The organism is Qipengyuania profundimaris (genome assembly GCF_030717945.1).
In the GTDB taxonomy this organism is placed as follows: domain Bacteria; phylum Pseudomonadota; class Alphaproteobacteria; order Sphingomonadales; family Sphingomonadaceae; genus Qipengyuania; species Qipengyuania profundimaris.
In genome coordinates this window covers 1,696,589-1,710,883 of record NZ_JAVAIM010000001.1, presented here as the reverse complement: position 1 = coordinate 1,710,883, position 14,295 = coordinate 1,696,589, and the positions used below count along the sequence as shown (strand labels likewise).

Genomic DNA, 14,295 nt, shown 5'->3' with positions numbered 1-14,295 from the left:
TCGAATGTCGGGAGGAAATCGCGTTAATCTGTCAGCTATAATAGTCTTGCAGCGAACGCACTTCAAGCTGCTCCGGTGAAACCTCCGCAATCGCGCGCGCTGCAGCGAGGCTTGCGGCAGCGGTGGTGTAGTACGGCAGCTTCTTTTCGAGCGCGGCTTCGCGGATCGACTGGCTGTCTAACAGCGATTGCCAGCCTTCGGTGGTGTTGAAGATCAGCGCCACCTCGCCGTCGATGATCGCATCGACGATATGCGGACGCCCTTCGGCCACCTTGTTCACCTGCTCGACGTCCAGCCCTTGGTCCGCGAGGAAGCGATGCGTACCGCCGGTGGCGATAACGCGGAAGCCCTGGTCGAGCAGCGTCTTGACCGCAGGCAGGATCACTTCCTTGTCGCTATCCTTGACGGAGACGAATAGCGTGCCCTCCCGCGGCGGGATCATGCCTGCGCCCAGCTGGGACTTGAGAAAGGCTGCGGGGAAATCGGTGTCGATGCCCATCACTTCGCCGGTGGACTTCATTTCCGGACTGAGCACCGGGTCGGCGCCCGGGAAACGTGCAAAGGGGAACACGGCTTCCTTTACCGCCATGTGCTTCGGACGGATGTCGAAAGGTTCGAACTCATGCAGCCCCTCGCCCGCCATGATGCGCGCGGCGATCTTGGCGATCGGGCGGCCGATGGCCTTGGCGACGAAGGGCACCGTGCGGCTGGCGCGCGGGTTCACCTCGATGAGGTAGACCTCGCCGTCCTTCACCGCGAACTGGACGTTCATCAGCCCGCGCACCTGCAGCGCCTTGGCCAGCGCTTCGGCCTGCCGCTCCATCTCGGCGACGATCTCGTCGGGCAGGCTGTAGGGCGGGATGGTGCAGGCGCTGTCGCCCGAATGCACACCGGCTTCCTCGATATGCTGCATCACGCCCGCGATGCGGACTTCGAAGCCATCGGCAACCACATCGACATCGCATTCGATCGCATCGCGCAGATATTGGTCGACCAGTACCGGGCTTTCGCCGGAGACGTTCACCGCGGTGGCGATGTAGTCGTCCAGCTGGGCTTCGCTGTCCACGATCTCCATCGCGCGGCCGCCGAGCACATAGCTGGGGCGCAGCAGCACCGGGTAGCCGATGCGTGCGGCGACGGCAGCGGCCTCGTCACGGCTGCGGGCGATGCCATTGTCGGGCTGCATCAGCTTGAGCTTGTTGACCAGCTTGGCGAACCGCTCGCGGTCCTCGGCGAGGTCGATCGCGTCGGGGCTGGTGCCGAGGATCGGGATGCCCTCCCGCTCCAGCGCATTGGCGAGCTTGAGCGGGGTCTGCCCGCCGAACTGCACGATCACGCCGACGACTTCGCCGCGCGACATCTCGACGCGAAGGATTTCGAGCACGTCCTCCTCGGTCAGTGGCTCGAAATAAAGGCGGTCGGAGGTGTCGTAATCGGTGGAGACGGTCTCCGGGTTGCAGTTGACCATGATCGTCTCGAACCCGGCTTCGGCGAGCGCGAAGCAGGCGTGTACGCAGCAATAGTCGAATTCGATGCCCTGCCCGATCCGGTTCGGGCCGCCGCCGAGGATTACGATCTTCTTGCGGTCGCTCGGCTCCGCCTCGTCCTCCGGCTCGCCAAATGTGGGCGCTTCGTAGGTCGAGTACATATAGGGCGTGACCGCCTCGAACTCCGCGGCGCAGCTGTCGATGCGCTTGAAGACGGGATGCACGCCGAGCTTGTCGCGCAGCTTGCGCACCTCCTGCTCGCTCGTGGCACCCGCCATGGCGCGCAAGGCATCGTGAAGCAGGCCCGAACTCTTCGCCCGCGTTTCACCGAGTCCGCCGGCAACGCCGACCGAGCGCACGGCCAGCGTGGCGAGGCGCTTGTCCGAAAAGCCCATCGCTTTCAGGCGCCGCAATTCGTCCGCATCGTTCGGCAGGCCGTTGTGGCCGATCATCTTCTCTTCGTAGATGAGCGCCTCGATCTGCCGCAGGAACCACGGGTCGAAGCCGGTGATCTGCGCAATTTCCTCGACCGTGAACTCCTCGCGGAAGGCCTGCGCGATCTTGAGGATGCGATCGGGGCGGCGCTGGCTGAGTGCGGCGGTGATCTTCTCTTTCGAAACCCCTTCCAGCTCGGGCATGCGGTTGAAGCCGTCCAGCCCGGTTTCTAGGCCACGCAGCGCCTTCTGCATCGATTCCGCAAAGCAACGACCGATCGCCATGACCTCGCCCACGGACTTCATTGCGGTCGAGAGGTCCGGCTTCGATCCCTTGAACTTCTCGAAAGCGAAGCGCGGGATCTTGGTCACGACATAGTCGATGGTCGGTTCGAACGATGCCGGGGTCGCGCCGGTGATCTCGTTCTGGATCTCGTCCAGCGTATAGCCGACCGCTAGCTTCGCCGCGACGCGCGCGATGGGGAAGCCCGTGGCCTTCGAGGCGAGCGCCGAGGACCGCGAGACGCGCGGGTTCATCTCGATCACGATCAGGCGGCCATCCTTCGGATTGACTGCGAACTGTACGTTCGAACCGCCTGTTTCCACACCGATTTCGCGCAGCACGTTGATGCTGGCGGTGCGCATGATCTGGTATTCCTTGTCGGTCAGCGTCAGCGCCGGGGCGACGGTGATGGAATCGCCTGTATGCACGCCCATCGGATCGACATTTTCGATCGCGCAGATGATGATGCAATTGTCCTTGGCATCGCGCACCACCTCCATCTCGAATTCCTTCCATCCGAGGAGCGATTCCTCGATCAGGACTTCGGTGGTGGGCGAGGCATCGAGGCCATCGCGCACGATCTTCTCGAACTCGGCCTTGTTATAGGCGATGCCGCCGCCGGTGCCGCCCAGCGTGAAGCTGGGGCGGATGATGGCGGGCAGGCCGGTGCGCTCGAGCACGGCATAGGCTTCGTCCACCGTATGCGCCACGCCGCTGCGCGCGCTTTCGAGGCCGATCTTGTCCATCGCCTCGCGGAAGCGCTGGCGGTTCTCGGCCTTGTCGATGGCGTCCGCCTTGGCTCCGATCATCTCGACGCCGTATTTCTCCAGCACGCCCATCTCGTCGAGCTTGAGCGCACAGTTCAATGCCGTCTGCCCGCCCATCGTGGGCAGCACCGCGTCGGGCCGCTCCTTCTCGATGATCTTGGCGACGACCTCGGGCGTGATCGGCTCGATATAGGTCGCGCCGTCCGGGCCTCCGTCTTCGCCCGCGACCATTTCCGGATCGGTCATGATCGTGGCGGGATTGGAGTTGACCAGGATGACCCGGTAGCCCTCCTCTTTCAGCGCCTTGATCGCCTGCGTGCCGGAATAGTCGAACTCGCAAGCCTGGCCGATGATGATCGGGCCAGCGCCGATGACGAGGATCGAGGAGATGTCAGTGCGTTTGGGCATTAGTTAGAAACGTCCTCTTGCTCGTCACGACCAAGTCCCTCGATCGGATCAAGCGGGAAAATCCCGGCTTCAACGAGTAGTTTGTCAGTGGCGAGGTAGGCATCATCGAAACGATGAAAGAACCGGACTTCGAAGTCATCCGAAGGCGGACACGACCTCACGCTGCGATCATAGAAATCTTGGACTGTTCTGCGCACTTCCGCGAGCCGTTCCTCCGCGGAATCTCCGAAGGCCATGATGGCCATCGTAGCATGAAGCCCTACCGGCTGTTTGGTATCGCATGCCGGTGCCATCGTCTCCATGAGAAGCGGGCTCGCATAAATCGAAGGCTCTTTAGGAACGAATATCGCAACGAACACATCGTCGACATCTCGCACTAAGGCAGCGTGATACTCCGGATGTGTTCCTACGAACCACTCATCGGATTGGGCTGATGCTACTGATGCAGTCGTAAAAAGACCGAGTGCCGCAAGAATCGCAAGGACGCCCTTCACCCCAACATCCCCACGAATTTCTCGAACAGGTAGAAACTGTCCTGCGGGCCGGGGCTCGCCTCGGGGTGGTATTGCACGCCGAACGCCTTCTTGCCCTTGATCGAAATGCCGCAGTTGGTACCGTCGAACAGCGAGACGTGGGTCTGCTCTACCTCAGGCGGTAGCGTGTCGACATCGACCGCGAAGCCGTGGTTCATGCTGGTGATCTCGACGAGGCCCTCGCTCTCACCCCAGCCCTCGCCCACTCGCTGGACGGGGTGGTTGGCGCCGCGGTGGCCCTGGAACATCTTGGCGGTCTTCGCCCCCGCCGCCAGCCCCAGCATCTGATGGCCGAGGCAGATGCCGAACAGCGGCACGTCCGCGTCCAGCAGCCCCTTGATCACCGGCACGGCATATTCGCCCGTCGCCGCCGGATCGCCCGGCCCGTTGGAAAGGAACACTCCGTCGGGTTTCAGCCGCATGATCTCGTCGAGCGAAGTGCGTGCGGGCACCACCGTCACCTTCGCCCCCGCCTTCACGAGGTTGCGGAAGATATTGTCCTTCGCGCCGTAATCGATCGCGACCACGTGCGGCTTCGCATTGTCCGCCGCGCCGTAGCCGGTGCCGAGCTGCCAGTATCCGCCCCGCCAATCCTCCAGCACGCCGCGCGTCACGCCGGGGACGAGGTCGAGCCCTTCCAGCCCGCTCCACTCCGCGGCCTGGTGCTTCAGCGCCTTCACATCGAACTGCCCGCGCGGGCTATGCGCGATCACTGCATTGGGTGCGCCCGACAGGCGAATGCGGCGGGTCAGCGCGCGGGTGTCCACGCCCGACAGGCCGATCTTGCCATGGCTGACGCACCATTCGACGAATTCGTTCTGCGCGCGGAAATTGGAGTGCGGGGTCACCGCCTGCCGCACCACCAGCCCGACCGCGCCGAGGCCGCGGCTCTCCACGTCTTCCTCGTTCGCACCGACATTGCCGATATGCGGGAAGGTGAAGGTGACGATCTGGCTGTCGTAAGAGGGATCGGTCATCACCTCCTGGTAACCGGTCATGGCGGTGTTGAAGCACACCTCCCCGACCGACGAGCCGGTCGCGCCGAAGCCCTTCCCCCAGATACAGGTGCCGTCCGCGAGAACGAGCACGCCCGTCGCATCTTTGGGTTGCGCGTGCGAAAATACGGGCAGGGCCATGGGCTCTCCGAGTCAGGGGTTTTCCGGCGATGTCGCTAAGCCCCACCCGCTAAGGCCGCTTGCGAGCCCCGTCAAGCGGAACACTTGGCTTTGCGCCAGCTTGTTCTAAATGAAGCGCCAATCATCCACAGATACCGAACGGGACCATCAATGCTCCGCGACACGATCCAGACCGAAACCGTCACCGCCATGAAGGCCAAGGACAAGGAGCGCACCGCCGCGCTGCGCCTGATCGGCGCCAAGATCAAGGATCGCGACATCGAGCTGCGGACCGCCGACAAAAAGCCCGAGGACGACGAACTGGTCACCGACGTGCTGATGAAGATGGCCAAGCAGCGCCGCGAATCGATTACGATGTATGAAGACGGCGGTCGGCAGGAACTGGCCGATAAGGAAAAGGCCGAACTCGCCGTGATCGAGGAATTCCTGCCCCAGCAGATGAGCGAGGACGAGACCCGCGCCGCCATCGCGCAGATCAAGGCTGACCTGGGTGCCGATGGTATGAAGGACATGGGCCGCGTGATGGGCGAGCTGAAGGCGCGCCACGGCGCATCGCTCGACATGAGCCGCGCGAGCGCCCTCGTGAAGGAGTCGCTCTCGTGAGGGCGCTTGCACTCATCGCGCTGCCGCTGGCACTTGTCGCCTGCAGCGAGCCTGCTCCCGAGCCGGAGCCCACCCCCACGCCCACCGTCGCGGCACCGCGCACGCTGGTCGGCGCCGATCTCGACCTGTCGGCGCTGGGCGCGAAGATCGTCGGTCCGCAGGGGCCGGAAGTCAAAACCACGCTCAGCGCCGGCGGTCGCCAGCTTGGCACGATGGTGAGCTACGTGGCTTGCCCCGAGGGAATCGGGGAATGCGTGCCGGGCCAGATGCCGGAGGACACGGTCTACACCTATGTCCATCAGGTCACGCTGGCCGATGCGGATGAGGATGCAGCCGACGCCCAGCCCACCGAAGGACCGGAAGTGCGCGAGACGCCGCCAACCCTGTTCCGCACGACCCAGCGCGCGCACGGCTTCAACCAATCGGTCGGCTATGCCCGCGCGCAGGTCGAGGAAGCCCTCGGCGATCCCGATGCGATCGCGATCAGCATCGACAACGGCAGCCTGATCTGGCGCGTGGTCGCCGGGTCCGGCTGGCAGCCCGGCACCACGCTGACCTTCTGGTGGCAGTCCACCCTGCCCCCGGCAGGCCCGGCAGATGCTTACCTGCTCGAAGTCGATGGCAACCAGGCGAGCGCGACGGGCCCCTTCCCCTCCGAGCCGGAAAATCCGGCAGACGGGGCCGCTGGCAACTAGCGATTCGGCCGGCGCGGCTGTAGGGATTTTCGCCCTATGGCCCTGTCACCCCAATGGCTCGACGAACTGCGCGCGCGGACCACGCTGTCCGCCGTGATCGGCCGTACCACGCGGCTGACCAAGGCCGGGCGCGAATTCAAGGCGTGCTGCCCGTTCCATAACGAAAAGACGCCGAGCTTCTACGTGAATGACGAGAAGGGCTTCTACCACTGCTTCGGCTGCGAGGCGCATGGCGACGCGATCCGCTGGCTGACCGACCAGCGCGGCATGCCGTTCATGGATGCGGTGAAGGAGCTGGCGGCCGAGGCCGGGATGGAGGTCCCCGCTCCCGATCCGCAGGCAGCCAAACGTGCCGAGAAGCGCGCCAGCCTGCACGATGTAACGGCGGCGGCGCAGGAGTGGTTCGAAAGCAATCTGCGCGGTAGCGAAGGTGCGTCAGCGCGCAACTATCTCAGCAGACGGGGATTCTCCGAAGCCACCATGCGCGAGTTCGGCTTCGGCTATGCGCCGGAGGACCGGCAAGCGCTCAAGCGCGCGCTCGGCAAGTTCGACGAGGACATGCTGATCGATGCGGGCATGCGCATCACGGTGGAGGACAAGGAGCCCTACGACCGGTTCCGCGGCCGCTTGATGCTGCCGATCCATGACACCCGCGGCCGGGTGATCGCCTTCGGCGGACGCATTCTCGACGCCGAGGCCAACCCCAAGGCGCCCAAATACCTCAACAGCCCGGACACCCCGCTCTTCGACAAGGGCCGCACGCTCTACAACCACCACCGCGCTGCCCCCGCCGCGCGGCAGAGCGGACGGATGATCGTGGTCGAAGGCTACATGGACGCCATCGCGCTCGCCAATGCGGGTATCCGCGAGGCGGTAGCTCCGCTCGGCACGGCGCTCACCGAAAACCAGATCGAACTGCTCTGGCGGCAGGTCGAGCGGCCAATCCTGTGTTTCGATGGTGACAATGCCGGCCAGCGGGCTGCCATGCGCGCCATTTCCCGCGCATTGCCCATGCTGCGCCCCGGCCACTCGCTGTCCATCGTGCGCTTGCCCGCAGGCATGGACCCTGACGATCTCATTCGCGAAAGAGGCGTCGGCGCAATCGAAACCATGCTCGAACAGCCCGCCAGCTTGCTCGACACGCTATGGGATTTCGAAAAGGCAGCGGCGCCGCTCACCTCGCCCGAAGACAAGGCTGGGCTAAAGGCACGGTTGCTCAACCATGTCGATGCGATCCAGCATCCCGACATCCGTGCCCTCTACAAGCGTGAGCTGCTGGAGCGCTTCTCCGCCTTCGCTTTCCCTCCGCGCCCGCAGCGCCAGTTCACGCCGCGCAGCGACTGGAAGAAGGGCGACTGGAAAGCGCGCGTTCCCACCCTCTCGCCGCAAACCGCCGACAAGCTGAAACGCGCCATCGCCGGCGGCTCCCGCGACCTCTTCTCGCGCGCTGTCATCGCCGGGCTTGTGCGCTTCCCGGACCAGATCGTCCGCCACGAGGAAACCCTGGCCACTTTCGCCAGGCGTGACCAAAATGTCGGCCCCGCGATCGATTTGCTGCTCGAAGCCGCCGAAACGCTTGATTTAAACAGCGGATCGCCCATATCGCTCGAACGAGGCCTTCCCGCCCTGCCGGCTAAACCCAATTTCGCCTTCCTCGATGAAGGCACCGATCCGGATGAAGCGCGCGAGGATCTGGCCGAGGCCGTGTCGCTACTGGTCGAGAGACCGGCGCTGGAATCCGCCTTGGCGGAGGCTACAGCGCGTTTCGATCGCGACCCGGAAGGCTCCATCGCCGAACAGGCCCGATTGCGTGAGCGCTTGCTGGTCCTTAACGAGCGATTGAAGCAGTTCGGGCGCAGGAAGGCGGCGGGACCGGACGATTCGGATTAATGAGTGCCGCGGAAGTGCACACCGCGCGTAACGATAGATTGGGTTGACGTATTTTATGGCCACCAAGTCGAAGTCCACCGACAAGGACGACGCACCTCTGATCGATCTCAACGAGGCATCGATCAAGAAGCTCATCACCAAGGCGAAGAAGAAGGGCTACGTCACCTATGACGAGCTCAACGATGCTTTGCCGCAAGGCGAGATGAGCTCCGACCAGATCGAGGATATCCAGTCAGCCCTGTCGGACATGGGCGTGCAGATCGTCGAAAGCGACGAGGACGCCGAGGCGGCCGAGGACGAGGCCAACGAGGTCGAGGAAATCTCGATCGAGGGCAAGGCCGACAAGAAGGACGCCAAGAAGGCTCCCGCCGCGGCCCCGAAGAAGCTGGCCGCCGGCGAACGCACGGACGATCCGGTGCGCATGTACTTGCGCGAAATGGGCGCCGTGGAGCTGCTCAGCCGGGAGGGCGAGATCGCCATCGCCAAGCGGATCGAAGCCGGCCGCGACATGATGATCATCGGCCTGTGCCAGAGCCCGATTACCTTCCATGCCATCATCCAATGGTCCGAGGCGCTCAATGCCGAGGAAATGCAGCTGCGCGAGATTCTCGATCTCGACGCCATGCTCTCCAAGGAACCGCCGGCCGACAAGATGGCCGAAGACGCCGAGGACGATGACGACGACGGCGAGATCTCCGAGGAAACCGCCGGCCCGACCATCCGCGACGACGACGAGGACGAGGATAGCGACGAGACCTCCGAAGACGAGGACGGCGAGGAAGGTTCGTCCAAGAAGGACGACGACGAGGACGAGGACAACACCATGTCCCTCGCCCAGATGGAAGCGGCGCTGAAGCCCGATGCGATCGAGCGCTTCGCCCGCATTACCGACCTGTTCGGCAAGTTCGAGAAGCTGCAGAAGGAACGCGTCGACCTGATGGCGAAAGGTGAGAACTTCACCGCAGCCAAGGAAAAGAAATACGAGGCGCTGAGTGAACAGCTCACTGCCGAAGTCGAGAGCGTGCAGTTCCACGCGACCAAGATCGAGTTCCTGGTCGACAACCTTTATGCCTTCAATCGCCGCCTGACCGCCCTTGGCGGCCAGATGCTGCGCTTGGCAGAGCGTCACAAGGTCAAGCGCGTCGATTTCCTCGATGCCTATATCGGCAACGAACTCGACGACACCTGGATGGACGACCGGGTCAAGAAGGACAAGAAATGGGCTGCCTTCGCCGAGAAGGAAGCCGACGCGATCGATCGTATCCGCACGGAAATCGCCGACATCGCCAGCCAGACCGGCATGGCGCTGGAGGAATTCCGCCGCATCGTGAACATGGTCCAGAAAGGCGAGCGCGAGGCGCGTATCGCCAAGAAGGAAATGGTCGAGGCGAACCTGCGCCTGGTGATCTCCATCGCGAAGAAATACACCAACCGCGGGCTGCAGTTCCTGGACCTGATTCAGGAGGGCAACATCGGCCTGATGAAGGCGGTCGACAAGTTCGAATACCGTCGCGGCTACAAGTTCAGCACCTATGCGACCTGGTGGATCCGCCAGGCCATCACCCGCTCGATCGCCGACCAGGCGCGCACGATCCGCATCCCCGTCCACATGATCGAGACGATCAACAAGCTGGTTCGCTGTTCGCGTCAGTTCCTGCACGACCAGGGCCGCGAACCGACACCCGAAGAGATGGCGGAGAAGCTCTCGATGCCGCTCGAAAAGGTGCGCAAGGTGATGAAGATCGCCAAGGAGCCCATCAGCCTCGAAACGCCAATCGGCGATGAGGAGGATTCGCACCTCGGCGATTTCATCGAAGACAAGAATGCGATCATCCCGGTCGATGCGGCGATCCAGGCGAACCTCAAGGAAACGGTTACCCGCGTCCTCGCCAGTCTTACTCCGCGCGAAGAACGCGTGCTGCGCATGCGTTTCGGCATCGGCATGAACACCGATCACACGCTGGAGGAAGTCGGCCAGCAGTTCTCCGTGACCCGCGAACGTATCCGCCAGATCGAGGCCAAGGCCCTCCGCAAGCTCAAGCACCCGAGCCGCAGCCGCAAGATGCGCTCGTTCCTCGATCAGTAGGTTTGCGGCGCTCGGAATTGTGGCCGATTAAACACACCTCTTTCCTGCTAGCAAAGATACAGGAACCGCTGGCTCGGCCGTCCATTGAGCATCCACTGGGCAGGCGCAGCTGTCCGACATCTATTGTACGTCGCGTCTGGTGGGTCCGGAATGACAATCGATTTCCAGTTAGTTCTGGCGAAATCCCCAAATCCCTATGTTCTGCTCGACCGAAGTTTTTGCATTGAATGGGCGAACGACGCCTATCTGGCGGCGACCATGCGCGAGTTGGAGGACATCGTCGGACGCAATATGTTCGACGCTTTTCCGAGTGAAGGCGAACCGCGCCGTCAACTGACGAAGTCGCTGGAGAGAGTCCTCGAAACTGGCGAAGCCGACGAGATCGCACATATTCGCTATGATATCCCAAACAGTAGCGGTGATTTCGATGTTCATACCTGGAGCGCGACGCACACACCCATCCTCGACGAGGAGGAGCGCGTTACGCATATCCTTCAGCACACCGTCCGAATTACCGATCTCGACGAGGTAGAGGGACCAAGAAATGTCGCAGGGGTAGCTCGTCGGGCCGAAGCAGTCGAACAACGCTACCAAGGAGCCGCTCGCCAACTGGACCGTTTTAGGGCGATGCTCGAACAGGCCCCGGGTTTCGTCGCCGTTCTCGCAGGTAGGAACCACAGGTTCGTCATGGCCAATGCGGCCTATCGCCAATTAATCGGCGAGAGAAAACTTGACGGGAGGCCGGTTGCCGAAGCTTTGCCGGAGGTGGAGGCCCAAGGCTTCATTGATATTCTCGACCGCGTACGGGAAACTGGCCAGCCCTATTTCGGCCAGAAGGAACGCGTGCTCCTCCAGCAAAAAAACAGCAATCGGCTCGAACCTCGCTTTCTCGAATTCATCTTTCAGCCCATACATGGAGAAGACGGGTTTCGAGGCATTCTCGTACAAGGGCACGATGTTACTGAGGAAGTTGCGGCAGAGGAGCAGCAAATCATCCTCATCAATGAACTCAATCACCGAGTGAAAAACACACTTGCGGTGGTTCAGGGCATTGCACAGCAGACTTTTCGCGACATGTCGCAAGTCCAAGAGCGTAAAGCCTTCACGGACCGGCTCAATGCCCTCGCGACCGCCCACAATCACCTGACTGCTCGCAATTGGGAGACGGCGGATATGGAGTCCGTTGTCCGCCAAGGGCTGGAAGCCATAGCACCAGATGATCCCTGTCGAATTACTATCGAAGGTCCATCGGTGCTTTTGCCGCCACAGATGGCCGTGTCCCTTGCGATGGTGATTCACGAGCTTTGTACGAATGCAATAAAGTACGGTGCACTCTCATCACCCGATGGCTCGGTCGAAATCTCCTGGAATACAGATTCTCAAGAAAGTGATACCCGCCTGATCTTCGAATGGACCGAGCGGGGAGGTCCTGCAGCAACGCCGCCAAACCGTTCCGGATTCGGCATGCGGTTGATTGGCCGGGGTTTGGGAACGCCCGGCGGAAATGCTAGTCTCAATTTCCGCCCAGAAGGTCTGCGCTATCAGTTGGATACGATCCTGTGATCCTTGCTGATCGCCACATTATGGTGCTGGAAGATGAAGCAATTATCGCCTTCGGTCTTGAGGACATGCTTCTGGAGATCGGCGCTAGCGTTGCGGTCGCGACCTCAATTACAGAAGCGTTTGCAATGCTTGCCGACAACGATTTCGATTTTGCGGTGCTGGACGTCAATCTTCACGGCGAAAAAAGCTATCCGGTGGCCGACCGGTTGATTGAAGCGGGCGTCGAGTTTATTTTTGCCACCGGTTATGGCGATGCCGAGCATCCCGAGCGTTTTCGCCAGGTCCCGACCGTTACCAAACCGTATAGCGTAGAGCAGATTCAGGCTGCCGCTTCATCTCCTCGGATTTAAATTGCGCCGTTGAGGACAACGGCACATTACGGTGGCACAGCAGGGGCTAAAGCATTATGGCCCCCACCATGCGTATCGCCATCGCCTCCGACCATGCCGCCATCGAGCTTAAAGCCGAGCTGCGGGACTGGTTGATCGAGCAGGGTCATGAGGTCGCAGACCTCGGGCCGGAGACCACCGACAGCGTCGATTATCCGGATTTCGGCTACAAGCTCGCCAGCGTAATCGCAGATGGCACAGCCGAGCGCGGCGTGGCGCTTTGCGGATCGGGCATCGGCATTTCGATGAGCGCCAACCGCAACCCTGCTGTGCGCTGCGCTCTCGTTTCGGAGCCACTTTCCGCCAGCCTCGCCCGCGAGCATAACGACGCGAATTGCATCGCGATGGGCGCGCGCCTCACCGGCAGCGACATGGCCAAGGCGTGTCTCACCGCGTTCCTCGAAACGGAATTCGGCGGCGGTCGCCATCAGCGCCGCGTCGACAAGCTCTCAAACCCGGAATTCTAACATGGCCACTCTCCCGAAGGACACCTCCCGCGAACAGTCTCGATCCCCTGGGGACCGCTTCTGGCACGATAGTCTCGCCGAGGCCGATCCCGAGATTTATGGTGCGATCCGCAAGGAACTCGCGCGCCAGCAGGATAAAATCGAGCTGATCGCGAGCGAGAACATCGCTTCGACCGCAGTGCTCGAAGCGACCGGCAGTGTGTTCACCAACAAATACGCCGAGGGTTATCCGGGCAAGCGCTACTACGGCGGCTGCGACTATGCGGACGTGGTCGAGACGCTGGCGATCGAGCGCGCGAAGGAGCTGTTCGACTGCAACTTCGCCAATGTGCAGCCAAATTCGGGCAGCCAGATGAATCAGGCCGTGTTTCTCGCCCTGCTGCAGCCGGGCGATACCTTCATGGGCCTCGACCTCAATTCGGGCGGTCACCTGACGCATGGCTCGCCGGTCAACATGAGCGGCAAGTGGTTCAATCCGGTCAGCTATGGCGTCCGGCAGGACGACGAGCTGATCGACATGGATGCCGTGATGGCGACCGCGAAGGAGCACAAGCCCAAGCTCATCATCGCAGGCGGCACCGCCTATTCGCGCGTGTGGGACTGGGAGGCCTTCCGCAAGGTTGCGGACGAAGTCGGCGCCTACCTGATGGTGGACATGAGCCATATCTCCGGCCTCGTGGCGGGCGGCGCGCATCCCTCGCCCTTCCCGCATGCCGACATCGTGACCACGACGACCCACAAGAGCCTGCGCGGTCCGCGTTCGGGTGTGATCCTATGGAATGACGAGAAATATACCAAGCCGATCAACATGGCGGTGTTCCCCGGCATGCAGGGCGGCCCGCTGATGCATGTTATTGCCGCGAAGGCGGTCGCCTTCGGCGAGGCGCTGCGGCCGGACTTCAAGGATTACGCACGGCGCGTGGTCGACAACGCCCGCGCGCTGGCCAAGAGCATCGAGGCGAACGGCCTGCGGGTCGTTTCCGGCGGCACGGACAACCACTCCATGCTGGTCGACCTCACCGCCAAGGACGTGACGGGCAAGGCTGCCGAAGCAGGTCTCGACCGGGCATGGCTCACCTGCAACAAGAACGGCATTCCGTACGACACCCGCAGCCCCTTCGTCACCAGCGGCGTCCGTCTTGGCACGCCGGCGGGCACGACCCGCGGTTTCGGGCCTACGGAATTCGAGCAGATCGGCAAGCTTATAACGGAAGTCGTCGACGGCTTGTCGAAAAACGGTCCCGAAGGCGACGCGCAGGTGGAAGAAAGCGTCCGCAATCGCGTGAGCGAGCTGTGCGCAAAATTCCCCGTCTACCCCGGAAGGTAAACCGATGAGCCAGGACGATTACGACAAGGGTTACGATCTGGGCGAGCGCGCCCGGACCGAGGCAAAGGCCATGGCCAAGGAAGGCATGAGCCACCCTTCAACCAAGCCGGTGCTGACCGGGGCGGCAGTCGGCGTCGTCGCTGCGGCGCTGCTGCCGGTGGTCACCTGGCCGATCGGCCTGGCAGCCGGAGCGGGATACGCATTCTACAACAGGATCAAGAAGTAAC

12 protein-coding genes are annotated in these 14,295 nt (G+C 62.5%); 9 read left to right on the top strand and 3 right to left on the bottom strand.

What is annotated here, in order from left to right:
* Positions 1 to 31: 31 nt before the first annotated feature.
* The 3 genes from carB to carA are packed head-to-tail and all read right to left on the bottom strand — an operon-like array spanning position 32 to position 5,048.
* The gene (gene carB / locus Q9K02_RS08430) at positions 32 to 3,379 is read right to left on the bottom strand and encodes a carbamoyl-phosphate synthase large subunit (RefSeq protein WP_305932490.1); all 3,348 of its coding nucleotides are present in this window, start codon (positions 3,377 to 3,379) and stop codon (positions 32 to 34) included.
* Positions 3,379 to 3,873 carry a hypothetical protein gene (locus Q9K02_RS08425; protein WP_305932489.1) on the bottom strand — a complete coding sequence of 165 codons (495 nt, stop codon included), beginning with the start codon at positions 3,871 to 3,873 and terminating at the stop codon, positions 3,379 to 3,381. Before Q9K02_RS08425 ends, carB begins: the two co-directional genes overlap by 1 nt.
* Positions 3,870 to 5,048: a glutamine-hydrolyzing carbamoyl-phosphate synthase small subunit gene (carA, locus tag Q9K02_RS08420; RefSeq protein WP_305932488.1), complete on the bottom strand. Its 1,179-nt coding sequence runs from the start codon at positions 5,046 to 5,048 to the stop codon at positions 3,870 to 3,872. The genes Q9K02_RS08425 and carA overlap by 4 nt, the downstream gene beginning before the upstream one ends.
* 150 nt (positions 5,049 to 5,198) lie before the next feature.
* Between carA and Q9K02_RS08415 the strand changes: the two genes are divergently transcribed.
* From Q9K02_RS08415 to Q9K02_RS08375, 9 genes are all read left to right on the top strand, one after another.
* Positions 5,199 to 5,651, top strand: a complete 453-nt coding sequence (locus Q9K02_RS08415; protein ID WP_305932487.1) for a GatB/YqeY domain-containing protein — start codon at positions 5,199 to 5,201, stop codon at positions 5,649 to 5,651.
* The gene (locus Q9K02_RS08410) at positions 5,648 to 6,346 is read left to right on the top strand and encodes a hypothetical protein (RefSeq protein ID WP_305932486.1); all 699 of its coding nucleotides are present in this window, start codon (positions 5,648 to 5,650) and stop codon (positions 6,344 to 6,346) included. Before Q9K02_RS08415 ends, Q9K02_RS08410 begins: the two co-directional genes overlap by 4 nt.
* A gap of 36 nt (positions 6,347 to 6,382) precedes the next feature.
* A complete protein-coding gene (gene dnaG, locus Q9K02_RS08405) occupies positions 6,383 to 8,236 on the top strand; it encodes a DNA primase (RefSeq protein ID WP_305932485.1) in 1,854 nt (617 codons plus the stop codon).
* A 55-nt stretch (positions 8,237 to 8,291) separates the two neighbouring features.
* A complete protein-coding gene (gene rpoD / locus Q9K02_RS08400) occupies positions 8,292 to 10,322 on the top strand; it encodes an RNA polymerase sigma factor RpoD (RefSeq protein ID WP_278328751.1) in 2,031 nt (676 codons plus the stop codon).
* 150 nt (positions 10,323 to 10,472) lie between these two features.
* Complete coding sequence (locus tag Q9K02_RS08395) at positions 10,473 to 11,885, top strand: sensor histidine kinase (RefSeq protein WP_305932484.1); 1,413 nt, start codon at positions 10,473 to 10,475, stop codon at positions 11,883 to 11,885.
* Positions 11,882 to 12,235 (top strand): response regulator, encoded by a 354-nt coding sequence (locus Q9K02_RS08390; protein WP_305932483.1) that lies wholly within the window; start codon positions 11,882 to 11,884, stop codon positions 12,233 to 12,235. Before Q9K02_RS08395 ends, Q9K02_RS08390 begins: the two co-directional genes overlap by 4 nt.
* A 68-nt stretch (positions 12,236 to 12,303) precedes the next feature.
* Complete coding sequence (gene rpiB, locus Q9K02_RS08385; RefSeq protein WP_278328754.1) at positions 12,304 to 12,741, top strand: ribose 5-phosphate isomerase B; 438 nt, start codon at positions 12,304 to 12,306, stop codon at positions 12,739 to 12,741.
* 1 nt (position 12,742) lies between these two features.
* Entirely contained in the window at positions 12,743 to 14,068 is a 1,326-nt protein-coding gene (gene glyA / locus Q9K02_RS08380) for a serine hydroxymethyltransferase (RefSeq protein WP_305932482.1), read from the top strand.
* A 4-nt stretch (positions 14,069 to 14,072) separates the two neighbouring features.
* The gene (locus Q9K02_RS08375) at positions 14,073 to 14,294 is read left to right on the top strand and encodes a hypothetical protein (RefSeq protein WP_305932481.1); all 222 of its coding nucleotides are present in this window, start codon (positions 14,073 to 14,075) and stop codon (positions 14,292 to 14,294) included.
* Position 14,295 lies beyond the last annotated feature (1 nt).